Source organism: Streptomyces sp. NPDC048349, assembly GCF_040651925.1.
Classification (GTDB): domain Bacteria; phylum Actinomycetota; class Actinomycetes; order Streptomycetales; family Streptomycetaceae; genus Streptomyces.
The window spans coordinates 79654-104519 of record NZ_JBEZLA010000007.1 but is presented as its reverse complement, the minus strand read 5'-3'; the positions used below and the strand labels follow the sequence as shown (position 1 = coordinate 104519).

General features: G+C 73.6%; 19 protein-coding genes. 9 read left to right on the top strand and 10 right to left on the bottom strand.

The window, feature by feature from the left end; all coding sequences use genetic code 11:
- Positions 1-24 precede the first annotated feature (24 nt).
- The 7 genes from AB0D44_RS06600 to AB0D44_RS06570 form a co-directional block, all read right to left on the bottom strand.
- Positions 25-831, bottom strand: a complete 807-nt coding sequence (locus AB0D44_RS06600; protein WP_362585355.1) for an HlyD family efflux transporter periplasmic adaptor subunit — start codon at positions 829-831, stop codon at positions 25-27.
- A gap of 152 nt (positions 832-983) precedes the next feature.
- A complete protein-coding gene (locus AB0D44_RS06595) occupies positions 984-1223 on the bottom strand; it encodes a hypothetical protein (RefSeq protein ID WP_362585352.1) in 240 nt (79 codons plus the stop codon).
- Positions 1224-1549: 326 nt separating this feature from the next.
- Positions 1550-4150: a SpoIIE family protein phosphatase gene (locus AB0D44_RS06590; RefSeq protein WP_362585349.1), complete on the bottom strand. Its 2601-nt coding sequence runs from the start codon at positions 4148-4150 to the stop codon at positions 1550-1552.
- Between the two features lie 144 nt (positions 4151-4294).
- Complete coding sequence (locus AB0D44_RS06585) at positions 4295-6082, bottom strand: VanW family protein (RefSeq protein WP_362585346.1); 1788 nt, start codon at positions 6080-6082, stop codon at positions 4295-4297.
- A 99-nt stretch (positions 6083-6181) separates the two neighbouring features.
- Positions 6182-7195 carry a TolB-like translocation protein gene (locus AB0D44_RS06580; protein ID WP_362585472.1) on the bottom strand — a complete coding sequence of 338 codons (1014 nt, stop codon included), beginning with the start codon at positions 7193-7195 and terminating at the stop codon, positions 6182-6184.
- Between the two features lie 5 nt (positions 7196-7200).
- Positions 7201-8529, bottom strand: coding sequence for an MFS transporter (locus tag AB0D44_RS06575; RefSeq protein WP_362585343.1), 1329 nt, complete (start codon positions 8527-8529; stop codon positions 7201-7203).
- Positions 8530-8531: 2 nt separating this feature from the next.
- Complete coding sequence (locus AB0D44_RS06570; RefSeq protein WP_362585340.1) at positions 8532-9539, bottom strand: glycosyltransferase family 2 protein; 1008 nt, start codon at positions 9537-9539, stop codon at positions 8532-8534.
- A 355-nt stretch (positions 9540-9894) separates the two neighbouring features.
- Between AB0D44_RS06570 and AB0D44_RS06565 the strand changes: the two genes are divergently transcribed.
- From AB0D44_RS06565 to AB0D44_RS06535, 7 genes are all read left to right on the top strand, one after another.
- Positions 9895-10983, top strand: a complete 1089-nt coding sequence (locus AB0D44_RS06565) for a Gfo/Idh/MocA family oxidoreductase (RefSeq protein WP_362585337.1) — start codon at positions 9895-9897, stop codon at positions 10981-10983.
- Positions 10984-11116: 133 nt separating this feature from the next.
- Positions 11117-12121 carry an NAD-dependent epimerase/dehydratase family protein gene (locus AB0D44_RS06560; protein ID WP_362585334.1) on the top strand — a complete coding sequence of 335 codons (1005 nt, stop codon included), beginning with the start codon at positions 11117-11119 and terminating at the stop codon, positions 12119-12121.
- On the top strand, positions 12118-13260 hold the full coding sequence (locus AB0D44_RS06555) for a DegT/DnrJ/EryC1/StrS family aminotransferase (RefSeq protein WP_362585332.1): 1143 nt from the start codon (positions 12118-12120) through the stop codon (positions 13258-13260). Before AB0D44_RS06560 ends, AB0D44_RS06555 begins: the two co-directional genes overlap by 4 nt.
- Positions 13257-14021: a NeuD/PglB/VioB family sugar acetyltransferase gene (locus AB0D44_RS06550; RefSeq protein ID WP_362585330.1), complete on the top strand. Its 765-nt coding sequence runs from the start codon at positions 13257-13259 to the stop codon at positions 14019-14021. Before AB0D44_RS06555 ends, AB0D44_RS06550 begins: the two co-directional genes overlap by 4 nt.
- Entirely contained in the window at positions 14018-15136 is a 1119-nt protein-coding gene (locus AB0D44_RS06545) for a DegT/DnrJ/EryC1/StrS family aminotransferase (RefSeq protein WP_362585327.1), read from the top strand. The genes AB0D44_RS06550 and AB0D44_RS06545 overlap by 4 nt, the downstream gene beginning before the upstream one ends.
- A gap of 31 nt (positions 15137-15167) precedes the next feature.
- Positions 15168-18467 (top strand): DUF4082 domain-containing protein, encoded by a 3300-nt coding sequence (locus tag AB0D44_RS06540; protein ID WP_362585324.1) that lies wholly within the window; start codon positions 15168-15170, stop codon positions 18465-18467.
- Positions 18464-19513: a glycosyltransferase gene (locus AB0D44_RS06535; RefSeq protein ID WP_362585321.1), complete on the top strand. Its 1050-nt coding sequence runs from the start codon at positions 18464-18466 to the stop codon at positions 19511-19513. The genes AB0D44_RS06540 and AB0D44_RS06535 overlap by 4 nt, the downstream gene beginning before the upstream one ends.
- A 17-nt stretch (positions 19514-19530) precedes the next feature.
- Here AB0D44_RS06535 and AB0D44_RS06530 read toward each other — a convergent pair whose 3' ends face one another.
- Positions 19531-20157 (bottom strand): hypothetical protein, encoded by a 627-nt coding sequence (locus AB0D44_RS06530; protein WP_362585318.1) that lies wholly within the window; start codon positions 20155-20157, stop codon positions 19531-19533.
- A gap of 82 nt (positions 20158-20239) precedes the next feature.
- Here AB0D44_RS06530 and AB0D44_RS06525 point away from each other — a divergent pair, with 82 nt between their 5' ends.
- Together AB0D44_RS06525 and AB0D44_RS06520 are read left to right on the top strand one after the other, a co-directional pair.
- Positions 20240-22270 carry an O-antigen ligase family protein gene (locus tag AB0D44_RS06525; protein ID WP_362585315.1) on the top strand — a complete coding sequence of 677 codons (2031 nt, stop codon included), beginning with the start codon at positions 20240-20242 and terminating at the stop codon, positions 22268-22270.
- Positions 22213-23187: a glycosyltransferase family 2 protein gene (locus AB0D44_RS06520; protein WP_362585312.1), complete on the top strand. Its 975-nt coding sequence runs from the start codon at positions 22213-22215 to the stop codon at positions 23185-23187. Before AB0D44_RS06525 ends, AB0D44_RS06520 begins: the two co-directional genes overlap by 58 nt.
- A gap of 11 nt (positions 23188-23198) precedes the next feature.
- Here AB0D44_RS06520 and AB0D44_RS06515 read toward each other — a convergent pair whose 3' ends face one another.
- Together AB0D44_RS06515 and AB0D44_RS06510 are read right to left on the bottom strand one after the other, a co-directional pair.
- Complete coding sequence (locus AB0D44_RS06515) at positions 23199-24182, bottom strand: class I SAM-dependent methyltransferase (protein ID WP_362585309.1); 984 nt, start codon at positions 24180-24182, stop codon at positions 23199-23201.
- A complete protein-coding gene (locus tag AB0D44_RS06510; protein ID WP_362585306.1) occupies positions 24176-24853 on the bottom strand; it encodes a class I SAM-dependent methyltransferase in 678 nt (225 codons plus the stop codon). The genes AB0D44_RS06515 and AB0D44_RS06510 overlap by 7 nt, the downstream gene beginning before the upstream one ends.
- Between the last annotated feature and the right edge of the window lie 13 nt (positions 24854-24866).

Below are 24866 nucleotides of genomic sequence, written 5' to 3'. Positions count from 1 at the left end.
GGGGGGCGGCCCTGCGGGGGGCGCTCACGGCAGCAGCCAGTCGACGGGGCGCTGCGCGGCGAGGTGGACGGCGCCGGTGACCGGGGTGGCGGACTCGACGGCGTAGGGGGGCCCGTCCGTGGAGGACCACGCGTAGCCGGACTTCGTGGTGGAGGAGCGCTCCAGCTTCACGAGGACCGCGACCGGGTTGCCCTGCCGGGAGAACTGGTCGGCGAGGCCCTTGTCGCCGAGGAAGCCGCTGATCTGCGCGGGTGTCTGGGGGGCGCGGCCGACCGCGGTGACGCGGCCGCGCAGTACGCCGAACTGCCGCTGGGGGACGGACTGGACGGTGAGGTCGACGGGTGCTCCCACCGTGATCGCCGCGCCGCCGGCGCCCGGCACGTACAGCACGGCCACCAGGGGGTCGTCCGGGTTCTTCACGTGTTCCAGGGTGGCCACGTCCGCGCCGGTCGTGACGACCGAGCCCACCCGGGCGACGAGCGTCGTCAGCCGGCCGCCGGTCACCGCGCGCACGGGCTTGTCGCCCTGCTCCGTACGGATGGTGAGCAGGGGCGTGCCGGGGGCCAGCAGCCGGCCCTCCTCGGCGAGGACCTCGGTCACCTGTCCCGCGACGGGGCTCTGGAGCACGTAACTGCCCTCGGCGCGCGTGAGGATGCCGGGTGCGCTCATCTTGGAGGAGACGGTGCCGGTGAGGGCCCAGAAGGCCGCGGCGGCCATGACGAGGACCGTGACGGCCAGGACGAGGCGTCCTTGCGGGCGCGCGAAGCGTACGGGCAGGTCGAGTTCTTCGGGTGATTGCAGCTTGGAAAGAGCCTTTTGGCGAAACTGCACGGACTATTCCTTCAACTGCATTCGTTCAACTGCATGCGCGCAGCTGCATTCGCTCGACTGGATTCGTTCGACCGGATTCGTCGACGCCTGGACCCCATTGCACGAACCCCGGAGCCGTGGGGGGCACTCCGGGGTTCGTGCGCACTATCGGCTCAGAGGCCGGCGCGGCCGAGGTTCACGGAAACGCCGGTGACGCCCGAGACCAGGCCCGGGACGCCCGCGACGAGACCCTGCGCCGCCTGGACGGTGTCGAGGGAGCCCACGACGCCCACCACGGTGCGGACGTCGCCGGACACGGCGCCGGCGAGGCCGCCGGAGACGCTGATGACACCGCCGGAGACGGCGTCCAGCTCGGTGTCGTCGATCTCACGGGTCTCGATGTTGTCACGCATGATTGCGCACCTTTCCTGTGCAGGGGGAACTCGGCCGCATTCTTCCGACGGCCGCAGCGGCATGATGAAAGCACGCGAACGGGCCACCCGGCCAATCCCGTTGACGCCCTTTCACGGGCGGATGAGTTGCTCGAAGTGCGGGTGTGGCGCTTCGTTCACCGAATGGTCACAGCTTCTCTGCGAGATCGAGTAACGGAAATGCGGGGTCCGGTGTCCGCGGGGAAGATAAGGGACAGACCATCAGCAACCGCATGGGGCATGTCCGACATCTCGCGCAACGGTGAACGCGGGCGGGCCCGTTCGCGCACACGGTGTGCAGATTTCCGTCAGGCGGAGCCGGGCAGCGCCTGCTCCGCCCAGATGACCTTGCCGTCGGGCGTGTACCGGGTGCCCCAGTGGTCGCTGAGCTGCGCCACGAGGAACAGCCCGCGCCCGCCCTCGTCCGTGGTCGCGGCGTACCGCAGGTGCGGGGCGGTGCTGCTGGCGTCCCACACCTCGCAGGTGAGCGTGTGGTCGTGCAGCAGCCTCACCCGCACCGGCGCGCGCCCGTGGCGCAGGGCGTTGGTGACGAGCTCGCTGAGGATGAGTTCCGTGGCGAAGCCCAGCTCCCCCAGGCCCCACTCGTCGAGCTTGCCCGAGGCGGCGTTGCGCACGGCGCCCACCGCGCTCGGGTCGGAGGGCACGTCCCACTGGGCGACCCGGTCCGGGCCGAGGATCCGCGTCCGGGCGATGAGCAGCGCCACGTCATCGCTCGGCCGCGCGGGCAGCAGGGCGTCGAGCACGGCCCGGCAGCTCTCGTACGGGTCCCGGCCGGGGCGGCTCAGCGCGGTGCGCAGCAGCTCCAGGCCCTCGGCGATGTCCCGGGTGCGTTCCTCCACCAGCCCGTCCGTGTACAGCACGAGCTGGCTGCCCTCCGGCAGGTGCACCTCCGCCGTCTCGAAGGGCATGCCGCCCAGGCCGAGCGGGGGGCCGGTCGGCAGTTCGACGATCTGTGCCGTGCCGTCGGGGGTGACCATCAGGGGTGGCAGGTGCCCCGCCCGCGCCATGGTGCAGGTCTGGGTCACCGGGTCGTACACGGCGTACAGGCAGGTCGCGCCCAGGACGCCGGTGTGCGTGCCCTCGCCGTCCCCGTCGTCGTCGTGGTCGATGCGCTGGACGAGGTCGTCGAGCCGGGCCAGCAGGTCGTCGGGGGGCAGGTCGAGGGAGGAGAAGTTGTGCACCGCCGTGCGCAGCCGCCCCATGGTGGCCGCGGCGTGCAGGCCGTGCCCGACGACGTCTCCCACGACCAGGGCCACCCGGCTGCCCGGCAGCGGGATGACGTCGAACCAGTCCCCGCCGACCCCGGACTGCGCGGGCAGGTAGAAGTGCGCCACGTCCATGGCGCTCTGCTCGGGCAGGGCGCGCGGCAGCAGGCTGCGCTGGAGCGTTTCGGCGAGGGCGTGCTCGCGGGTGTAGCGGCGGGCGTTGTCCATGCTGATCGCGGCGCGGGCGACGAGTTCCTCGGCCAGGGACAGGTCGTCCTCGTCGAAGGGCTCGGGTTTCTGCGACCGCCAGAAGTTGACCACGCCGAGCACGACGCCCCTGGCCGTCAGCGGGGCCGCGATGAGGGAGTGGATCCCGTAGTCGACGATGGCCCGGGCGCGCGGCGGGTCCTGGGCCTGCCAGCCCGGCGCGTCGGCCAGGTCGGGCACCAGCTCGGCCTGGCCGGTGCCGTAGCCCCGGGCCTGCGGGGTGGAGGGGAGGAAGTCGATCAGCCGGCCGAGGGGGTAGAGGGGGTGGTCGGAGCGGATGCCGCCGACGGCCGTGCGCCGCATGTCGGCCCCCGGGCCGGGCTCGTCGCCGTCGAGCACCGGATCGGCCAGGTCGACGGTGACGAAGTCCGCGAACCGGGGGACGGTGACGGCGGCGAGCTCCTCCGCCGTCCGGACCACGTCGAGGGTGGTGCCGATGTCCACGCCGGCGTCGTAGAGCAGCTTGAGCCGTCGGCGGGCCGTATCGGCGCGGCTGGTCAGCAGCCGCATCTCGGTGGAGTCGCGGATGGTGACCGCGAGGCCCTCCGCCCGGCCCCGGGTGTGGGTGGGCCGCTGGTTGACCACGAGCAGCCGGTCCCCGGTCTCGAGCACCTCGTCGGTGGCCACCCGGGCGGACAGCAGCAGGTCCGCCATCCGGCGGTCCAGGCCCGGTACGTCCCCGATGTGGCGGCCCTCGGCGTCGTCCGGCAGGCCCAGCAGCCGTTTGGCCTCGTCGTTCGCCAGGAGCAGCCGCCCGTCACCGTCGGTGATCAGCACGCCTTCGCGGACGGAGTGGAGCACCGCGTCGTGGTGCTCGTACATGCGGGTCATCTCCTGCGTGCCGAGCCCGTGGGTCTGCCGGCGCAGCCGTCGGCTGATGAGGGCCGTGCCGCCGGTGGCCAGGGCCAGGCCCGTGGCGATGGCCAGGAGGATGACGGGGAGCTGGCGGTCGAGGACCCCGGTCACGTTCTCCACGGTCAGGCCCGCCGAGACCAGGGCGACGACCTTGCCGTCCGGCGCGGTGACCGGCACGACCGCCTGGATCTCCTTGCCCAGCGGACCCTGCACGCTCTCGGTATGGACCCGTCCGGCGAGCGAGGGCTCGATCGTGCCGACGAAGCGCTGTCCGATGCGCTCCGGCTGGGGGTGGCTGTAACGGATGCCGTGGGTGTCCATCACCACGATGAAGTCCACCCCCGCGTCCTTGCGCGTGGCCTCCGCGAGGGGTTGCAGGACGGCGGCCGGATCGGGCGCCTTCAGCGCCTCCTGCAGCCCCAAGGAGTGCGCGAAGGTCTGGGCGACGGCCACCGACCGGCTGCGCGCTTCCCGGTCGATGTCGTGTCGCGACTGGAGCACCAGGGCCAGGAGTGCGCCGGCGGCGAGCAACACCACGATCGCCACCTGGAGGACGAACACCTGGCCGGCGACGCTTCTGGTTCTGTTGCCTAGGGGTGACCGCACCGACGTGCCCGGCACGGGTGGCGAGGAAGGGTCACGATCCCAGTTGTAGCACTTCGCGGCGTCCGGGACCCGCGAAGCGCACACAGCGCGCCGGGACGGTCACCTGACGGGTGCCGCCGTCGGGCCGTCCGTGGGCGTCGCGGAGGGGGTCGGCGACCCGGTCGGCTCGGGCTGCGGGGTGCAGGTGACCTCGTCGCGCGGCGTGTAGTGGGTCGCGAACTCCTCGCGCTTGACTTCCCGGCCGCCCTGCACGAAGACGCGGCCCACGGTGACGTCGAAGCCCTCCAGCGGGGTCTGCACCTCGCAGGTGGGTCCGCTGCCCGTCCGCTTGCCGGGTTCGGTGACGCGGGTGCGCGGCCCCTTGGTCGCCCGTACCTCCTCGTACCTCTTCGTGCCCAGGAGGGTGATGGTCAGCGAGGTGTCGTTGGATTCGGCCTGGATGTAGAGGGGGTGGCCGGAGTCGTTGATCCAGCGCAGGTCGAGGGTGCCCCACGCGACGGTGGCCTCGCGGCCCTCGGGGTAGCGCTCGATGTAGAAGGAGTGGGCGCCGTGCTCGACGAGCTGCAGGCCCGCGAAGAACGCGGCGTTGTACATGGTGGTGGCGACCGCCGACACGCCGCCGCCGGGGGATTTCACGTACTGGCCGTCGTTGATCATGATTCCGTCGACGAAGCCGTTCTCCGGGGTGCGCTCGCCGACGGTGCGGTTGAAGCTCCACTCCTCGCCCGGAAGGACCACCGAGCCGTTGATGAGCTCCACGGCCCGGCCGATGTTCGTGGTGCGGTACGGGGCGGCCGGGAAGGCCACGGTGAAGGAGGAGACCTTCTCCTTGATGCCGAGCCGCCGCGCCTCGGCGCTCGTGAGGTCCGGCTGGACCGCGACGGTGGGGACCTCGGCGCTGCGGTCCGCGCCCGAACGGGTCAGCAGGGGCAGCACCGCCTTGCCGAGCGCCGCCTGGGTGACCTGCCGGCCCGCGCTGCCGGGGTCTCCCAGGACCACGCGGCCGTCCGCGCCGACGCCGAGCTCGGCGTCGCGGGGGATCCGGGTGGCCTCCTCGAGCGGGCGGGCCAGGGCCGGGTCGGCGAGCAGGCCCTTGGAGTCGAGGGACGGCACGAGACGGCTCTGGCCGTCGGGGGTCATCTTCAGGTGCTCGCCGAGCACGGCGGGGCTGATGGGTATGCGCTTCCCGGCGACGGTGAGCGTCACGGGTCCCGACATCGCGGGCCGTGCGAACTGCCGCATGGCCCGTCCGGTCTCCTCGGCCCCGACGCGCGGCTGGGTGCGCTCGACGGGCAGCGTGACGGGGGCGGCCTGCGGCCGCAGGTAGGCGGCGCGGAGGGTGTCGAGGGCCCGGTCCTCGACCAGGGTGACGCCGGGCCGGGGGGCGACGGCCTTCGCCGTGCCCTCCTCGAAGGCGATCGCTCCCTCGCGGACGGGCTGCGCGGTGGTGGCGCCGATGCGGTCGAGCGCGGCGCGGCCGGTCCGCTCGTCCACGCGGACCACGGGCTCGACGTCCCGGTCGCCGGAGCCGAAGAACCTGCCGAAGACGGTGGCCGGCCCGTAGCCGGTGCGGACGGCGCTGTCGACGGTCGCGCCGGTGTCGAGGGACAGGCCGAGCGCGGCGGGGGCGACCCGCTCGACGCGGTCGCCGATCGTCATCACGAGGGGCGCCGCGGCGCCGGGGCCGAGCACCCTGGTCAGCGTCCGCCGGGCTTCGGCCCGGCTCATGCCGCCGATGTCCACTCCGCGCACGCTCGTGCCCTGGGGGATGTCGCCGCCCGCCACGAGGGCGGTGACGTAGAGGCCGCCCAGGCCGAGTACGACCGCTCCACCCGCCACGGGCAGGGCCATGCGCCAGTTGCCCGTCCAGCTGCCTGCGCGTCCCATGTCTCTCCCGGCCGGTATACGACGATTCCGGAAAATAATGATTCACGGGAAACCCGCGATTGTGGGGCGGATGTAACTCTTGTCACGAAGCGGACATGCTCAGCCCAGGCGGGTCGGGGAGGAGGCCGCGGGGGTCAGCAGGCGGGGGGCGCCGGAGCCGTCGGCCGGGACGGTCCACAGGTCCGTGGTGTCGGGGGCGCCCTCGGCGGGCAGCGCGTAGGCGAGGGTCCCGTCGTCGAGCCAGGCGGCCTGGTCGTCCACGCTGCGCTTCTCCGCGAGGGGGTGCTCACGCAGGGTTCCCAGGTCCATGACGTGCTCGCGCCACAGCGCGGCACCGGCCCGCACGCGCTTCTTGTACGCGATGCGGGTCTCGTCCGGGGACAGGGACGGGCACTCGACGTTCTGCGCGAGGGTGGTGACCGTACGCCGCGCGATCGACCCCCTGACCAGGTGGGTCCGGCCGGCGGTGGCGAGGGTGGCGTAGAAGGTGTCGTCGTCCTTGGCGAAGGTCACGCCCCAGAAGTTCACGTCGGCGGCGCGGTACTCGCGGCCGTCCATGAGCACGGTGAACTCCTCCAGACTGGCCTCCAGCCGCCCGTCACGGGTGTCCAGGACCGAGGTGCGGGTGGAGAAGAACGCGGAGCCGTAGGACTCGCCGGAGACGAAGACCGTCCAGGCGGCGAACCGGCCGCTCGGCGATACCCGCGCCCTGCTGGGCGTGCCCGCCAGGGGGAAGCTGCGCAGCGTGCGCAGCTCGGCGTCGACGATCACCGCCTGGTTGTCCTGGGCCAGGGCCCCGGGCGTGGAGCGCAGGCAGACGCCGGTGCCCGCGGCGGCGTGGAAGCGCCGGCAGGTGAGGTCGGAGGCCGTGCGCGCGGCCTGCGGGGAGCCGGCCGGGACCGAGGCGAGGGCCCCGCGGTGCGGACCCTGGGCGCCGCTCAGGAAGGTCAGCCGGTCCCGCTGGGTGAGGGTGACGCCGCCCGCGGCGACGGCGGGGCCGTCCTGCTGCGGCCGGTCGGCGCGGGAGGCGGCCCGCACGACGAACCCGGCGGCGAGGACGCCGAGGAGCAGCACGGCCGCGGTGAGGACGAGCAGGCGGCGCGACGGCTGCATTGGCTTCATCGGGTTCCTCGGGTGGCTCGGATGGCTCGGGTGGCCGGGTTCGCCCGGGGGCGCCGGGGCGGTCCGGCGGGCGGGCGCAGGACGAAGGCGGCGACGGCCGCGCTGCACAGCAGGCCGGCCGCGGCGGCGCAGAGGGCGGGGCCGGCGCCCCAGACCGTCCAGGCCGCGCCGAAGGCCAGGGAGCAGCCGAAGCGGGCCAGGGCCTGGCCGGTGCCGACCAGGGCCAGGCCGGTGGCCCGCAGCTCCCGGGGCACGGTGGCTCCGACGGCGGCGGGCAGCACGCCGTCGGTGGCGGCGTAGAACGCGCCGTGCAGGGCGAGCACCAGGAAGGACAGCGCGGGCCAGCCGGGCGCCCACAGCAGCAGTCCGTACCCGGTCAGGAGGAGGGCGTGGCCGGTCAGGAACACGGTGCGCCGCCCGATCCGGTCGGCGAGGGCCCCGGCGGGCACGGCCAGCAGCAGGAACACGGCGGCCGTGCCCAGCGGCAGCAGCGGGAACCACTGGTCGGCGATGCCGGTGCGGCGTTGCAGCAGCAGGTAGACGAAGGCGTCGCTGACGGTGGTGAGGCCGAGCAGCGCGGCGCACCCGGCCAGGGCGCGCAGCCGGGACAGGCGCAGCAGGGCCAGTGCCTCGCGCACGCCGACGGCGCGGCCCCCCGGCTCGGCAGCGGCGCGACGGGTGCCGCCGCCGCCGGGTGCGCCCGGCACGAAGAGGACCAGGACGACCACGCCCAGGACGGCGACGCAGGCGCTGACCCCGAACACGGCGTCGTAGCCGTCGACCGCCACGCTCAGGATCAGGAAGGCGGCCAGCGGGCCGAGCAGCGCCCCGGTGGTGTCCATGGCCCGGTGCACGCCGAACGCGCGGCCCTGGGCCGCGGCGGGGGTGGACAGGGAGATCAGCGCGTCGCGCGGGGCGGTGCGCAGGCCCTTGCCGGTGCGTTCCAGCGCGAGGACCACGCCGACCGGGCCGAGGCCGTGGGCGAGCAGGAGCAGCGGCTTGCACAGGGCGGACAGCCCGTAGCCGATGCCGGCGATCAGCTTGTGGTTGCGGACCCGGTCGGCGAGGTGCCCGCCGGTGAGCTGGACCAGGGCGGCGACTCCGTTGTAGACGCCGTCCAGCGCGCCGAAGCCGAGGGGGCTCAGCCCGAGCCCGGCGACCAGGTACAGGGGCAGGACGGCGGTGACCATCTCGGAGGAGATGTCGGTGATCAGGCTGACCGTGCCCAGGGCGAGGACGGCGGAGGCGACCACCGGGCTGCGGCCGGCACCGCGGTCGGGCGCTCCCCGGGCCCCGGCGGGGGCGGAGCGGTCCGCGAGGTACATGCTCAGGAGCTCCTCGAACTCTCGTCCCGCAGCCAGGTGTGGAAGTCGCCCTCCCGGATGGCCCGGCGGGCCCCTCTGCGGGCGGCGAGCGCCGCCAGGGCGAACACCATGACGGCGGGGAGCAGCCGCGGATCCGTCCGCAGCAGGGCGCGCAGGTCGGCTGCGCCGGTGCGCGCGGTGGGCGCGGGCGGGTCGGCGGCCCCGGCACGTCGGGGCGGTCCGGCCCGGTCGGCCCGGTCGGCGCGTTCTCCGGCCCGTTCCACGTGTCCGGCCCGTTCTTCGGCCCGTTCCGCCTGTCCGGCCGCCCGTTCTTCGGCCCGTACGGGCGGTGTGGTCCGTCCGGCCCGTAAGTACTCCTGGAAACGCTCCAGTTCGGCGGACGAGGTCGCCGCGCGGATCCGCCGCCTGATCAGGTCGGACCAGGTGCGCGGCGGGTGGACGACGACGCGGGCGGCCTCGACCACGCGCCGCTCGTGCGGGGCGAAGGCGAGGGACGCGGCCAGGTCGTCGGCCATCAGCGGCGGCAGCGCGGCGATCCGCGCGTGCCCCGCCTCGGACACCGCGATGACCCCCCGTCCGAAGAGGCCCGCGCGGACGGCCGGCAGCCGCTGCCACACCCGGTAGTACGCCCGGACCGGCCAGGCGCAGCCGGTCAGCGGGATGTCGCGGCCCGGCGCCGCCGCCAGCAGGCCCGGGCTCCCGGCGAGGACGCCGGCCAGGGCCCGCACGCCGTCCGCCCCGAGGACGACGTCGGCGTCCACGTACAGGCGGGGGAAGCCCTTCGCGTGCTCGTCCCCGACCCGCAGGGCCGTGTGTTTGGAGGGCGTCGGTATCTCCACCACCCGTACGCGGGGCCCGCGTTCCCCCGCCACCCGCGCGGTGTCGTCCGTACAGCCGTTGCAGACGACGACGATGTCCGTCCCGCAGGCCGGGCTGCCGGCCAGGAGCGCGTCGAGGAGGCGGCCGATGACCCGGCTCTCGTTGTGGGCCGGTATCACGATGCTGGTCACCCCGGAAGTATGCACGGGTCGAACACCCGCGCCAGGCGTTTGTCGTCAACTCCTCCCGGCGGTAGGCCCGGTGGACTAGATTGACCGTCGTTACGGGGTCGGCTGCCTGGGGGAACACGCAGCCTGCCCGTGGCCGGACCGGCGCGCGGGGAGCGCCGGGCGGCCGGGGGGCGGAGGCACGCGGATGTCGCGGAGCCTCCACCGGTTGTGGGGGGCCATCGCCGTTGAACAGGTCACGCACGGGTCGCGCGGGCTTCCCGCCTGCCGCCGACGGAACGTCCTTGCCCCGCACGGGTCCCGGCCACGAGTGGTCGACGCGCCGGCCGGCGCGTCGCGCGGAGCGAAGGGGAACGCTGTGAAGGACACTGCGAAGGACGCCGCCGCCGTCGGCCCGGCACCCACGGAACCGTTAGGCGTCGCCGTGGTCGGCGCGGGCTACTGGGGTCCCAACCTCGTCCGCAACTTCCAGTCCGCTCCGGAGTTCCGGCTCCGCTGGCTCTGCGACCTGAACGTGGACCGGGCCCGGCAGGTGCTGGGCGGGTACTCCACGGTGCAGGCCACCGCGGACTACGCGGCGGTCCTCGCCGATCCGGCCGTCGAGGCGGTCGCCGTGGCCACTCCGGCCGGAACGCACCTGGACGTGGCGCTGGCCGCACTGCGCGCCGGCAAGCACGTCCTCGTGGAGAAGCCCCTCGCAGCCACCTACGAGGACGGGCTGAGGCTCGTGCGGGAGGCCGAGGAGCGCGGTCTCACGCTGATGTGCGACCACACCTACTGCTACACCCCGGCGGTGGGCCGCATCCGGGAGCTGGTCCGCTCCGGCGAGCTGGGCGACATCCAGTTCGTCGACTCGGTCCGGATCAACCTGGGGCTCGTCCAGAAGGACATCGACGTCCTGTGGGACCTGGCCCCGCACGACCTGTCGGTCCTCGACTTCATCCTCCCGGACCACGTCCAGCCGGTCGCCGTCGCCGCGCACGGCGCCGACCCGATCGGGACCGGGCAGTCCTGCGTCGCGTACCTGACGCTCCAGCTCAGCACCGGCGCCATCGCGCACGTCCACGTCAACTGGCTCTCGCCGGTGAAGGTACGGACCACCATGGTCGGCGGATCCAAGCGGACGCTGGTGTGGGACGACCTCAACCCCTCCCAGCGCGTCGCGGTGTTCGACCGCGGTGTGGATCTGACGGCACCGCAGGAGATCGGCGCCGACGAGCGCCGGGACATGCTCGTCTCCTACCGGACCGGCGACATGGTCGCGCCCGCGCTGGGCGAGAAGGAGGCGCTGCGCAGCATGGTCGAGGAGTTCGCCGCGGCGATCCGCACCGGCCGTCCGGCGCTGACCGACGGGCGGGCCGGACTGAAGGTGCTGGACATCCTCGAAGCCGCCTCCCGGAGCCTGGAGTTCCGCGGTGCGGTCGTCGGACTGCGCACCGGACGCTGACCGTTCGCGGCGCGGACGGGCGTCCGCCCTCTCCGGGCGGGCCGTTCGCCGCAAGAGCGCGGGCCGACACGTGTACGGCGATCCGCGGACCTTTCGCACGCAAGACCGTGACCGACTCAGTAGGGGCAGGGCGTTGAGCAGCGTACGAGGCAAGAGGATTCTGGTCACCGGCGGGGCGGGCACCATCGGCTCGCACCTGGTGGACCTGCTGGTGGACAACGGGGCCCGCGAGATCGTGGTCCTGGACAACTTCGTGCGGGGGCGGACCGCGAACCTGGCCCGCGCCCTGCCGAGCGGCGTGGTGGAGGTCGTCGAGGGCGACATCCGGGACACGGCCGCGGTGCACAAGGCGACGGAGGGCGCCGACCTGGTGTTCCACCTCGCCGCCATCCGGATCACCCAGTGCGCGGAGGAACCGCGGCTGGCGAACGAGGTGATGGTGGACGGCACGTTCAACGTGCTGGAGGCGGCGGCCGCCGCCGGGGTGGGCAAGGTGATCGCCTCCTCCTCGGCCTCGGTCTACGGGCTGGCCGAGGCCTTCCCGACCACCGAGCGCCACCACCCGTACAACAACGACACCTTCTACGGGGCGGCGAAGGCCTTCAACGAGGGCATGCTGCGCAGCTTCCACGCCATGTACGGGCTGGACTACGTCGCACTGCGCTACTTCAACGTGTACGGGCCCCGGATGGACATCCACGGCCTGTACACGGAGGTGCTGATCCGCTGGATGGAGCGGATCGCCGCGGGCGAACCACCGCTGATCCTCGGCGACGGCACCCAGACCATGGACTTCGTGGACGTGCGGGACATCGCGCGGGCCAACCTCCTGGCCGCGCAGTCGGACCTGACCGACGAGGTGTTCAACGTCGCGAGCGGGACCGAGACCAGTCTGCTCGAGCTGGCGCTGGGCCTGCTCGAGGCGATGGGCGCGGGCGCGGACCTGGTGCCGGAGCACGGTCCGGCCCGCGCCGTGAACGGGGTGACCCGACGGCTCGCCGACACCACGCGGGCCGCGCGGCGCCTGGGCTTCACCGCGGAGATCGACCTGCGCAGCGGGCTGCGGGACCTGGTCGAATGGTGGCGGGCCGAGCGCGCGGCCGACGCGGCGGCCGCGGCCGCCGGGGAGACCCGGTGAGCGCCGCGGACCGGATCCCGGTCATGGTGCCGTGGCTGGGCGAGGAGGAGGCGCGGGCGGCCGCCGACGCGGTGCTGTCGGGCTGGGTCGCGCAGGGCCCCCGGGTCGCCGCGTTCGAGCGGGCCTTCGCCGAGCGGGTGGGCGCCGGGCACGGCATCGCGGTGAGTTCGTGCACGGCCGCCCTGCACCTGGCCCTCGTGGCCCTGGAGCTGGGGCCGGGCGACGAGGTCGTCGTCCCGTCGCTGTCGTTCATCGCCACGGCCAACGCGGTGCGCTACGTGGGCGCGCGGCCGGTGTTCGCGGACGTCGAGGAGGCCACAGGGAACCTGACCCCGGCGACCGTGGACGCCGTCCGCACCCCCCGTACGAAGGCGGTGCTCGCCGTGCACCAGGGCGGGGTGCCCGCGGACGTGCACGCGCTGCGCGCCGCGTGCGCCGACTGGGACCTGGCGCTGGTGGAGGACGCGGCCTGCGGCATCGGCGCGACCGTGGGCGGCAAGTCCGTCGGCCACGGCGCGCTGCTCGCCGCCTGGTCCTTCCACCCCCGCAAGGTGATCACCACCGGCGAGGGCGGCATGCTCACCACGGACGACGCCGAGTGGGCCGGGCGGCTGCGGCGGCTGCGGGAACACGGGATGAACGTGTCGGCAGCGCAGCGGCACGCGAGCGCCACGCCCGTCGTCGAGAGCTACCTCGAGGTCGGCTTCAACTACCGGATGACCGACATCCAGGCCGCGGTCGGCCTGGTGCAGCTGGGCAGGCTGGACGCGATCGTGGCCCGGCGGCGGGAGCTGGCGGCCCGCTACGCCCGGCTGCTGCGCGCGGTCCCCGGCGTGCGCCCGGTCCGGGACCCCGGTCACGGCGAAGGCACCTTCCAGTCGTACTGGGTGCTGCTGGCCGAGGAGTTCCCGGTCGGCCGGGACGAGCTGCTCGCCGTGCTCCTCGAGGCGGGGGTCTCGGCCCGGCGCGGGATCATGGCCTCGCACCTGGAGCCCGCGTACGCGGGGCACGGTGCGGCGCCGCTGCCGGTGACCGAGCGGCTCAGCCGGAACTCGCTGATCCTGCCGCTGTTCCACACCATGACGCACGAGCAGCAGGACCGGGTGGTGGCGGTGCTCCGCGAGCAGGCCGGCGGATGAGCGGCGCGGGCACCGAGGACCTGCTGATCGTCGGTGCGGGCGGGTTCGCCCGGGAGACCGCCCAGGCGGTACGGGACGTGGCCGCCGCGGACGCGGCGCGGGGCCGGCCTCCGCGGTGGCGGCTCGCCGGGCACCTCGACGACGACCCGGCCCTGCACGGCCGGGAGGTCGACGGGGCGCCGGTACTGGGCGGCTCGGAGCGCGTGCACGAGCTGGCGGACGCCCGGGTGCTGGTCTGCGTCGGCAGTCCGCGCGACTACGCCGTACGGGCCCGGCTGGTGCGGCGCCTGGGGCTGCCCGCGAGCCGCTACGCGACGGTGGTCCACCCCACGGCGGCGGTGTCGGGGTCCTCGGTGCTCGGCGCGGGCTCGGTGCTGCTCGCGCACTGCGTGCTGACCGCCGCCGTCCGGGTCGGGTCCCACGTGGCGGTGATGCCGCATGCGGTCCTCACCCATGACGACGCGGTCGGGGACTTCGCCACGCTCGCCTCGGGGGTGCGCCTGGGCGGCGGGGTGCGGGTGGGGCGCGGGACCTACCTGGGCGCGGGCTCGCTGGTCCGCGAGTACACGGCGGTCGGCGCCTGGTCGCTGACCGGCATGGGAAGCACGGTGCTGGCCGATGTGCCGCCGGGTGAGGTGTGGGCCGGGAGCCCGGCCCGCCGGCTGCGCGCGGCGGACGGTCCGGCGCTCGAGGAGCTGCGGACCGATGGGGTAATGGCCGGCCGGTGGCCGGGGACACGGATGGGGAGCCCAGTCGCATGAACCAGATACCGCTCGTCGACCTGAAGGCGGCGCACGCCGAGGTCGCCGGGGAGTTACGGGCCGGCTTCGACCGGGTGCTGGCCGACACCGCCTTCATCGGTGGTGAGGAGGTCCGCGCGTTCGAGCGGGAGTACGCGGACTTCGCCGGGGTCGGGCACTGCGTGGGCGTCGCGAACGGCACGGACGCCCTCGAACTGGCCCTGCGCGCGAGCGGGGTCGGCGTCGGCGACGAGGTGGTGCTGCCCGCCAACACGTTCATCGCCACCGCGGGCGCCGTGGCCCGGATCGGGGCGCGGCCGGTCCTGGTCGACTGCCTGCCCGACAGCCTCCTGATGGATCCGGGGGCCGCGCTGGACGCGGTCGGCAGGGCCACGCGCGCGGTGGTCCCGGTCCACCTGTACGGGCAGTGCGCCGCCACCGCCGAGCTGGCCGCCGGGCTGCCGGCGCGGGTCAGGATCGTCGAGGACGCCGCGCAGAGCCAGGGCGCGACCCGGGACGGCCGTTCCCCGGGCAGCGGCGGGATCGCCGCGACCAGCTTCTACCCGGGCAAGAACCTGGGCGCGTACGGGGACGCGGGCGCGGTGGTGACCGACGACGAGGAGGCGGCCGGGCTGGTGCGGGCGCTGGCCAACCACGGCGGTGTCGCCAAGTACCGGCACGACGTGGCCGGGTTCAACAGCCGCCTGGACGGTTTGCAGGCGGTGGTCCTGCGGGCGAAGCTGGCCCGGCTGGCCGGGGGGAACGCGGCCCGCCGGGCCGCCGCCGCCCGCTACGACGCGCTGCTGGGCGACCTGGCGGCCGCCGGACGCCTCACCCTGCCCGTGACGGCTCGGGGCAACGTCCACGTCTGGCACCTGTACGTCGTACGGGTCGCCGCGGGCGCGGACCGGGACGCGGTGGTGGGCAAGCTCAACGCCGAGGGGATCGGCGCGGGCGTCCACTATCCGGCCCCGGTCCACCTCACCCCGGCCTTCTCCCACCTGGGCCACGGCCGCGGTGCCTTCCCGCACGCCGAGCAGGCGGCGGACCGGATGCTCTCCCTCCCCCTCTTCCCGCAGATCACCGCCGCCCAACAGCAGCGGGTCGTGGCCGCGCTCGCCGACGCCCTGCGCTGACGCCCGTGCCGACGTAGACGATGAGGTCCAGATGAACAGACGGACGAGGCTGCTCCGGTACGGTCTCTTCACCGTGATCGCGGCCCTGGTGGCCACGGTCCTCCCCCCGTCCGCGGTGGCCGGTGCGGCCGACCCCTGCGGCCCGGGTACCAACGCGATCGTGTGCGAGAACTCCAAGCCGGGCACGCCGATGTCCGACTGGTTCTCGCCCAGCGCGTACGGCGACATCAAGGGGTTCAGCGCCCAGACGAGCGTCCAGGCGGGCGACACCGTGCAGTTCAAGATCCAGTCGCCGACGCCGTACCGCGTGTCGGTCTACCGCCTCGGCCACTACGGGGGCGCCGGGGCCCGCCTGATGTCGACGGCGGCCCAGGCGGCGCAGACGCATCCGGCGAACGTCGCCGCGGGCGGGAACCCGGCCGCCTGCACCACCAAGGCCTCCACCGGCCTGGTCGACTGCGGCAACTGGCCCGTCACCGCCACGTGGACGGTGCCGGCCGACGCCGTGTCCGGCCTGTACGTGGTCAACTTCGACCAGGCGGACGGCAACGGCGTGATGCCCTACCCGTTCGTGGTCCGCAACGACTCCAGCCACTCCGACATCGTCGTGCAGACCAGCGACCAGACCTGGCAGGCGTACAACAACTACGGCGGCCAGGACCTCTACGACGGCGGCGGGCCCGCCCCGGACGGGCGGGCGTACGAGGTCAGCTACAACCGGCCCCTGGACATCGGCGGGGACAACGGGATCTACGGGTCCGAGTTCCAGATGGTCTCGTGGCTCGAGCGCAACGGCTACGACGTGAGCTACATGTCCGGGATCGACATGTCGGTCCGCGGCGGGACGCTGCTGCGCAACCACAAGGTGTTCATGTCCTCGGGGCACGACGAGTACTGGACCCAGGAGCAGTTCACGAACGCGCTGAACGCGCGCCGGGCCGGGGTCCACCAGACGTACTTCAGCGGCAACGAGGTCTTCTGGAAGACGCGTCTGGCCCCCAGCATCGACGGCGCCTCCACCCCCCACCGGACCCTGGTCTCCTACAAGGAGACCAAACTGTCCTTCCCCCAGCCCAACGGCGTCCCCGACCCGAGCGGGATCTGGACGGGCACCTTCATGGACCCGGCCAGCGCCACCAACGGCCGGCCCTACCAGCCGCAGAACCAGCTGACCGGCTCGCTGTTCAGCGTCAACGGCTACCGCAACGACGCGATCACCGTGCCGGGCACGTTCGCCAAGCAGCGGCTGTGGCGCCACACCAGCGTCGCGAACCTCACGCCCTCGCAGACGGCCACCTTCCCCACCGGCACGCTCGGCTACGAGTGGGACAGCGACGTGGAGAACGCCGGCCGGCCGGCCGGGCAGATCCAGATGTCGTCGACCACGGTGGACATCGAGGACGGCAAGCTCCTGAAGGACTACGGCAACACCTACGGCAACGGCACCGCGACGCACAGCCTGGTGGCCTTCCGCGACCCGACCTCGCGCGCGCTGGTGTTCGGGGCGGGCACGGTGCAGTGGTCCTGGGGCCTGACCAACATGCCCACCAGTAACCCGGACGACGCCGTGGTCACCGCGGACAAGCGGATGCAGCAGGCCACGGTGAACGTGTTCGCCGACATGGGCGTCCAGCCCAAGTCCCTGCAGAGCGACCTGGTCGCCGCGACCGCGTCCACGGACACCGTGGGCCCGGCCGTGACCGTGACCAGCCCGGCGGCGAACGCCACCGTGCCGGCGCTGCGGCCCGTGACCGTCACGGGCACGGCGGCCGACACCGGCGGCGGAGTGGTGGCCCGGGTGGAGGTGTCCACCGACGGCGGGACGACCTGGAAGGCGACCACGGGCCTGGGGTCGTGGAGCTACACCTGGACCCCGACCGTTCCCGGCCCCGTGCAGCTCAAGGTGCGTGCCGTCGACGACAGCGTCACCATCGGCGCCACCACCACGGTCGCGCTGACCGTCGGACCCCAGCAGTGCCCCTGCACCGTGTGGCCGGCCGCGGCCGTGCCGGGCACCGTCAACGGCGGCGACGGCAGCGCCGTCGAGCTCGGTGTGAAGATCCGCTCCTCGGTGCCCGGTTCGATCACCGGGGTCCGGTTCTACAAGTCCCCCGCCAACACCGGGACCCACACCGGCAGCCTGTGGAGCAGCTCCGGCCAGCGCCTGGCCACCGGCACCTTCACCCACGAGACGGCGTCGGGCTGGCAGCAGCTGAACTTCTCCTCCCCGGTGCCGGTCAAGGCGAACACCACCTACATCGCCTCCTACTTCGCCCCGCACGGCGGTTACTCCTTCGACAACACCTTCGCCGCGGGCGACGCGGGGCTGGCTCCGCTCACCGCGCTGCGCAGCGGCACCGACGGCGGCAACGGCGTGTACCGCTACGGCGCCACGGGCGGCTTCCCGTCCACCGCCTCCTCGGGCAGCAACTACTGGGTGGACGCGGTGCTGGACACCTCCACCGCGAGCACGACCCCGCCCACCGTCAGCACGACCTCGCCCCAGTCCGCGGCGACCGGGACCGCGATCACCGCGGCGGTGACGGCCACCTTCGGCACCGCGGTCGACGCGGACTCTCTGGTGTTCACGGTGAAGGACTCCGGCGGCGCCGCGGTCCCGGGCACCAAGGTGCTCGGGGCGTCGAACAGCGCCACCTTCACCCCCTCCTCGGAACTGGCCCTGAACACCACGTACACGGCGTCCGTCCAGGCGTCCGACCTGTGGGGCAACGCCATGGCGGCGCCGTTCACGTGGACCTTCACGACCAGCCCGAGCCCGCCGGCGGTGAACTGCCCGTGCACCCTGTGGAGCGGCAGCGCGACCCCGAGTACCGCCAACGTCCGCGACGACACCAACTCGGTGGAGCTGGGCACCCGCTTCCAGTCGGCGGTCAACGGCTACATCACCGGTGTCACCTTCTACAAGGGCCCCGGGAACACCGGCACCCACACGGGCAGCCTGTGGTCCGCCACCGGCACGCTGCTGGCGACCGGCACCTTCGGCAGCGAGACGCTGTCGGGCTGGCAGCAGCTGCAGTTCGCCGCGCCCGTACCCATCACGGCGGGCACCACGTACGTGGCCTCCTACCACGCGCCGAACGGCAACTACGCGGTGGACGGCGGCTACTTCACCGGCGCGCACCGCTCCTATCCGCTGGTGGCGCCGGCCGATGCGCCGGGCAGCGCCAACGGGCTCTACAAGTACGGGTCGTCCACGGCGTTCCCCTCCAACACCTTCGGCTCGGTGAACTACTGGGTCGGTCCCGTCTTCACCACCACTCCCCCGGCCGGCGCCCGGTCGGACGGCTCGACGGAGGTGTCCGGCCAGTGAGCACGGTCAGCGTGGTGATCCCCTGCTACAAGTACGGCCACTTCCTGGCCGACTGCGTCAAGAGCGTCCTGGACGAACAGGAGGGCGTCGACGTCCGCGTGCTGATCATCGACGACGCCTCGCCCGACGACTCCGCGTCGGTCGCGCGGGCCCTGGCGGCCGGCGACCCGCGGATCGAGGTGCGGGTCCACGAGACCAACCAGGGCCACATCGCCACCTACAACGAGGGCCTGCTGGAGTGGGCCGACGGGGACTACGTCGCCCTGCTCTCGGCGGACGACCGGCTGGTCCGGGGGGCCCTGGTGCGGGCCGCAGCCCTGCTCGACGCGCATCCGGAGGCGGGGTTCTGCTACGGCCGGCCGCTGCGCTTCCGGCACGGCGGGCCGCTGCCCGCGGCCCGTACCCGCACCACCGGGTCGGTCGTCTACCCCGGCCGGTGGTGGCTGGAGCGGCGGTTCCGGGAGGGCACCGGGTGCATCACCTCACCGGAGGTGGTCGTCCGGACCAGTCTCCAGCGCAAGGTCGGGGGCTACGATCCGCAGCTCCCGCACGCCGGGGACATCGAGATGTGGATGAGGCTGGCGGCACACGCCGACGTGGGCTACGTCCGCGGGGCCGATCAGGCCTTCTACCGGGTCCACGGCACCAACATGTCCACCACCGAGTTCGGCGGGCAGCTCGACGACCTGCGCCAGCGGCTCGTCGCCTTCGACTCGGTCCTGGACAAGTGCGCCGGGCTGCTCCCGGAGGCGGACCGGCTGGCGGTGGCGGCGCGCACCCGGCTGGCCCGGTACGCGCTGCGGCGCGCCTACCGCGCGTACGACCGCGGGCGCACGGCGGTGGTGCCGGTCGACGAGCTCGTGGAGTTCGCCGCCGAGTGCCTGCCGGGCGGCTACGCCTCGCTCGGCGAGTACCGGGCGCTGCGCCGGCGTCGGCGCATCGGCGCGCGGGCCATGCCCTACCTCCAGCCGCTGGTGCTCTCGGCGGTCGCCGACCGGGGGCGCGAGTGGCTGTGGTGGCAGTCGTGGAAGCGCCGAGGGATCTGATGCGCCGTCCCTCGTCCTCAGCTGCTCGCCCGCCGGCCCCGGCGGGCGAGCAGCTGGTCGGTCCACAGCGCGGCCGGCACGCCCACGGCCGCGGCCAGCAGGACCCAGCCGGCCAGCCCGCGGCTCTTGGTGCCGGTCTGCGCCACGGCGTTCGGCGGCACCAGGAGGGTGACGCTCATCCGCGCCGCCTCGGGGATGCCCTGCTGCGTCTGCAGGTCCGCCAGGTGCTGCGCGTACAGCTCGATGATCTTCCGGACGGCGGCGTCGGCCGCGGCCGCGCCGGGCTGCTCGGCCTGGACCTGGAGGGAGGGGATCAGGTAGCGGGGGGTCACGCTGGTGCCGCTGTTGCGCGGGATCAGCCGGTAGGTGCCGGTGACTCCGGCGGCCCTGAGCTCGGACTCCCCCGCCGGCGAGTCCAGCTGCTGCACCGCCGCGTAGGAGACGGCGGCGAGCGGCGGCTGCAGGTTCGCGAGCTGGTTGGGCTGGGTGCCGGTCACCGGCGGCTTGAGCACCACGATCGCCGAGCTCAGGTACGTCGGCGCGGGGCGCAGCACCTGGTGGGCTCCGGCGGCCGCCAGCACCATCGCCACGACCAGGACGTACCAGCGCCGGCGCAGCGCGCGGACCAACTCACCAGGCGACACACGAATCCTTCCGTTCCCCCCGTTGTGATCGATCCTGTCAGGCCGTGTGTCGGCGCGCCATCAAATCCCTTACCTGCCGGGGGTGTTCGTGACCATCGGTGACATCCTCGCGGTGCTGCGGCGCCGCTGGTACGTGATGGTGCCACTGACGCTGATCGGTCTGCTCGCGGCCGCCCACCTGTACCGGTCGGTGCCGGTGGCGTACCAGTCGCAGAGCTCGGTGGCGCTGATCGATTCCAAGGCGGTGGCCGAGCTGGCCCCCGCGTTCGGCAATCCCATCGCCCATGCGGGCGGCTCCCTGGTCGTGACCGCGGACGTGCTGATCAGGACCCTGTCGGGGACGGACGCGGCGCGGGACCTGAACGGCCTGGGAGTGACGGACCCGTACACGGTCTCCTTCGCCGCGAACGCCTCGGGCCCGATGCTCACGCTGACGGTCACGGGGACCGACCGGGACAAGGTGCTGCGGGAAACCGACGTCCTCACCGGTTTCGCCGGGGAGCAGCTGGGCGCACTCCAGGCGGCGGCCAAGGTCGAGCCCGCGTACTTCGTGCAGACCGCGCCCGTGGTGCTGCCGCAGACCCCGCGGCCCCAGCTCAAGACCCGCTACCAGCAGGTGCTGGGCGTCATCATCCTGTGCACCACGGCCGGGTTCACGCTGTCGTTCGTGACCGAGACCCTGGTGGTGGCGCTGCGCCGCAGGCGCGCTCAGGGGTCTTCCGGCGGGGTGCGCGCACGGCGCGGCCGCAGGCGGGGCCGGGGCCGTCCGCTGGACGCGGTCGCGCTGCTCAGCGGCTATCTCGCGCTGGCCTTCTTCATCCCCTCGAACCTGACGCTGCCGGGGCTGGGCGGGGTGGGTACGCCGGCCAACGTGTTCGCGCTGCTGGGCCTGTTCTGGTATCTGGCGGCGTGGCTCACCGGCCGGATCCGGCCCGCCCGGGGCACCCGGCTGCCCCGGGTGGTGATGTGCCTGCTGGCCGTCTCGGTGCTGGCCTCGTACGTGTCGAACGCGACCCGGGGCGCCTCGCGCAAGGAGGTCCTCGGGGCGGACCGGGGGTTGATCGGGCTGCTGGTGTGGGTGTCCCTGGTGGTGCTGGTCTCCGCCGCGGTCTCGAACCGTGCGCGCCTCGACGTGCTGCTGCGCAGGGCCGTGGTGATGGCGTCGGTGGTGGCCGCCATCGGCTATTACGACTTCTTCACGGCCACGAACATCGCCGACCAGATCGCCATCCCCGGGCTCCAGTCGAGCGGCTCCCAGATCGCCGCCCTGGACCGCGGCGCCTTCACCCGCCCGCGCTCCACCACGGCGCACCCCCTCGAGTTCGGCGGGATGCTCGCCCTGCTGCTGCCCTTCGCCGTGCAGCAGGCCTTCGATCCGGTACGGGCGCACCTGAGCCGGTGGCGCCGCTGGGTGCCGGTGGTGCTGATGGGCGGCGCCCTGCCGCTGACGGTGTCGCGGACCTCGATCATCGGGGCCCTCATCGTGGTCCTGGTGATGGTGCCGCGCTGGAAGCCGCAGCGGCGGTGGACCGCGATCGGTCTGCTCCTGTGCTCGGTGGCCTGCTTCAAGGTGATCGTCCCCGGGCTGATCGGGACCATCACCACCCTGTTCGGGTCCTTCCTCAACAACTCGGACAGCAGCACCCAGGCCCGTACGGTCAAGTACGGCGCGATCGTCCCCTACCTGGAGGGGCGCCCCCTGTTCGGGCGGGGCCTGGGGACCTTCATCCCCGAGCTGTACTTCTTCACCGACAACCAGTACATGCTGACGCTGGCCGAGATGGGCCTGCTCGGGCTGGTCGCCCTCCTGGCCCTCTTCCTGACCGGGATCCACCAGGGCGGAGCCATCCGCCGGCTGGCCCGCGACGAATCCGACCGGGAGCTCGGGCAGGCGTTCTTCGCCTCCGCCCTCGTGGCCCTGGTCAGCAGCGCCACCTTCGACGCCCTCAGCTTCCCGATGTTCGCCGGGATGTTCTTCCTGACGATCGCCGCCGGCGGCAGTTACCTCGGCTTCGTCCGGCGCGCGGCGCCGACCCCGCTCACCCTGGAGTCCTCATGCGGTCCGAACGTCCGGCCACCCGTCGTCCGCAGCCCCCCGCTGCCGGTCCGGTAGCCGTCGTCGTCGTCACCTGGAACAGTGCCGCGGTGCTACCGGGGTTCCTCGCCAGCCTGCCGGAGGGGATGGCCGGGCTCGACTGGCGGCTCGTCGTCGCCGACAACGACTCGGCCGACGGCACCGTGGAGCTGCTCCGCTCCCTGGCCCCGGACGCGACGGTCGTCCGGACCGGCCGCAACGCCGGGTACGCGGCCGGGGTGAACGCCGCCCTGGCGGCGGCCGCCGACGGGCAGGACCGCTTGCGCGCCGCCCTCGTCTGCAACCCGGACATCCGGATGCGGCGGGGCTGCGCCAAGCTGCTCGTGGACGGGCTCGGCGCACCCGCGGGCGACGGCGACCGCGTCGGGATCAGCGTGCCGCTGCTGTACGAGGAGGACGGCCGCACCCTCGTGCACTCGCTGCGCCGGGAGCCGAGCGTGACCCGCGCCCTCGGGGAGGCCGTCATCGGCAACCGCCGGGCCGGGCGCTTCCCCCGCCTGAGCGAACTGGTCACCGACCCCGCCGCGTACGAGCGGCCCACGTGCGCGGACTGGGCCACGGGAGCCCTGATGGCCCTCTCCGCGGACTGCCTGGCCGCCTGCGGCCCCTGGGACGAGTCCTTCTTCCTCTACTCCGAGGAGACCGAGTACTGCCTGCGTGCGCGGGACCGGGGTCACCGCACGCGACTCGAGCCGGCCGCCGAAGCCGTGCACCTGGGCGGCGACTCCCGGGTCTCGCCGCGGCTGTGGACGCTGCTCACCCTCAACCGGGTCCGCCTGTACCGGCGCCGGCACGGTGCCCTCGCCACGGCTGCCTTCCGCACCGCGGTCCTGCTCCGGGAGACCTCGCGGGCCGTACTCGGCCGCCCGGCCAGCCGCGCGGCGGCCGCCGCACTCGCCCGGCCGGGCGCCCTGCGCACCACGCCGGGGCCCTGACCGCCGCGGACCTACGCCGCGCCGCGCGGGCGGCAGACCATGGCGACGAAGTCGTGCCCCAGCTCCGGCAGTGCCGCGTCCTCCGCGGCGAAGCACTGCTCCAGCAGCGCCAGGGTTTCCGGCTCCTGGTCACGGAAGTGGTGCGCGATCCCGGAGAGCGCGATGTGCAGCACCGTGCCGCCGTACGGCCGTTCCTCGACCACCTCGAAATGGCGCCGCAGGCCCGGCAGCAGCGACGCCGCGTCGACCGCCTCCGAGGGGTCGTCCAACACCATCGACAGCCTGCTGGGCCGCACGACGCGGTGCTTGATCCGGCCGTCGGCCAGGCGCCGGCGCTCCTCGGGGAGCTGGGCCAGCAGCGCGTTGGCCGCGTCCAGCTGGCCGTCGGTCCACTGGAAGCGGGTGGGGCCGACGAACTCGTCGACCACGAAGGTCCCACCGGGCTCGATCAGCCGGGACAGCCGTGGCAGGGTCGCGTCGAGGTCGTCGAAATGGTGCAGCGACTGCAGGCCCAGCAGCACGTCGAAGCGTTCCCCGTCGCCGGTCATCCGGTTGACGTCGGAGACCCGGAAGCGCAGGACGTCGGCGAGGCCGTGCTCGGCGGCGGCGCGGGTGGCGAAGTCGATGCGCTGCTGCGCCACGTCCACGCCTTCCAGGAGGCCGAACGCGCCGGTCTTCGCCCACAGCAGTTCGTTCCCGCCAGTGCCGCACCCCAGCGACAGGCCGCGCAGATCGGTGCGCGGCGCGAAGTGCCCGGCCGCGACGTAGTCGGGGAAGGGCGTGTCCGGGTCGCCGGTCATCAGCAGGTTCCACCGCTTGACGACCGCCGGTATCGCCCACCACTCGGTCAGCGACGGATCGACCCGGGACCAGTGCCGGACCACCCGCTCGCCGCCGCGCACCCTCAGCTTGGCCAGCACCGGGTTCAGTTCCAGCCGCCGTACCTTGCGCAGCAGCCGGTCGGCGTCATGTCTGTTGACCAGGTTGTTCAGCATGCCGGCTCCGTTCGTACCGCGGTCAGCGACTTGGTGACGCCGAGCACCCGCTCGTCGAGGAGCACCGATCCGGGGAACAGGTAGCGCATCTCGGTACGGGTCAGCAGCTCGATGTTGATCACGGCGTCCATTGCGGACTCCGGGCTGTCGGGGCGGCTGTGCACGAGCGGCCAGCGCCGTACCAGCCGGGCCCTGGCGGCCAGCGGCAGGAACTGGAAGCCGGGCGCCACGAAGTGCGGTTCGACGGGGAAGTAGCGGTACGGCGTCTGGATCCAGTGCAGCGGCGCCAGCGACTCCACGGCGGCGGCGAACAGCCGGCGCCGGCTGTGGCCGCCCACGTGCTCGATGGTCGAGTTGGAGAACACCAGGTCGAAGCCGCCCTTGGCGCTCAGTTCGGCGGCGACCACCGGGTCGGTGACGTCGGCGACCTCCGCGGTGATCCAGTCGGGCAGCTCGGCGGGGTGTTCCTCCAGATTGACCAGGTGGACGTGCCGGGCGCGCACCGGTGCGCGCAGCCACATCTCGGCCGTCCCGCCCAGGTCCACGACGCTCATGTCCGCGATGCCGGGGAAGCAGCGCCGCAGCCGCTCCCAGCGGGCGACGCGCATGCGTTCGCCGAGCGAGCCGGGCGCGTCGACGAACCTGTTCCTGAGGGCGCGGGATCGGGGCACGGGATCAACCACC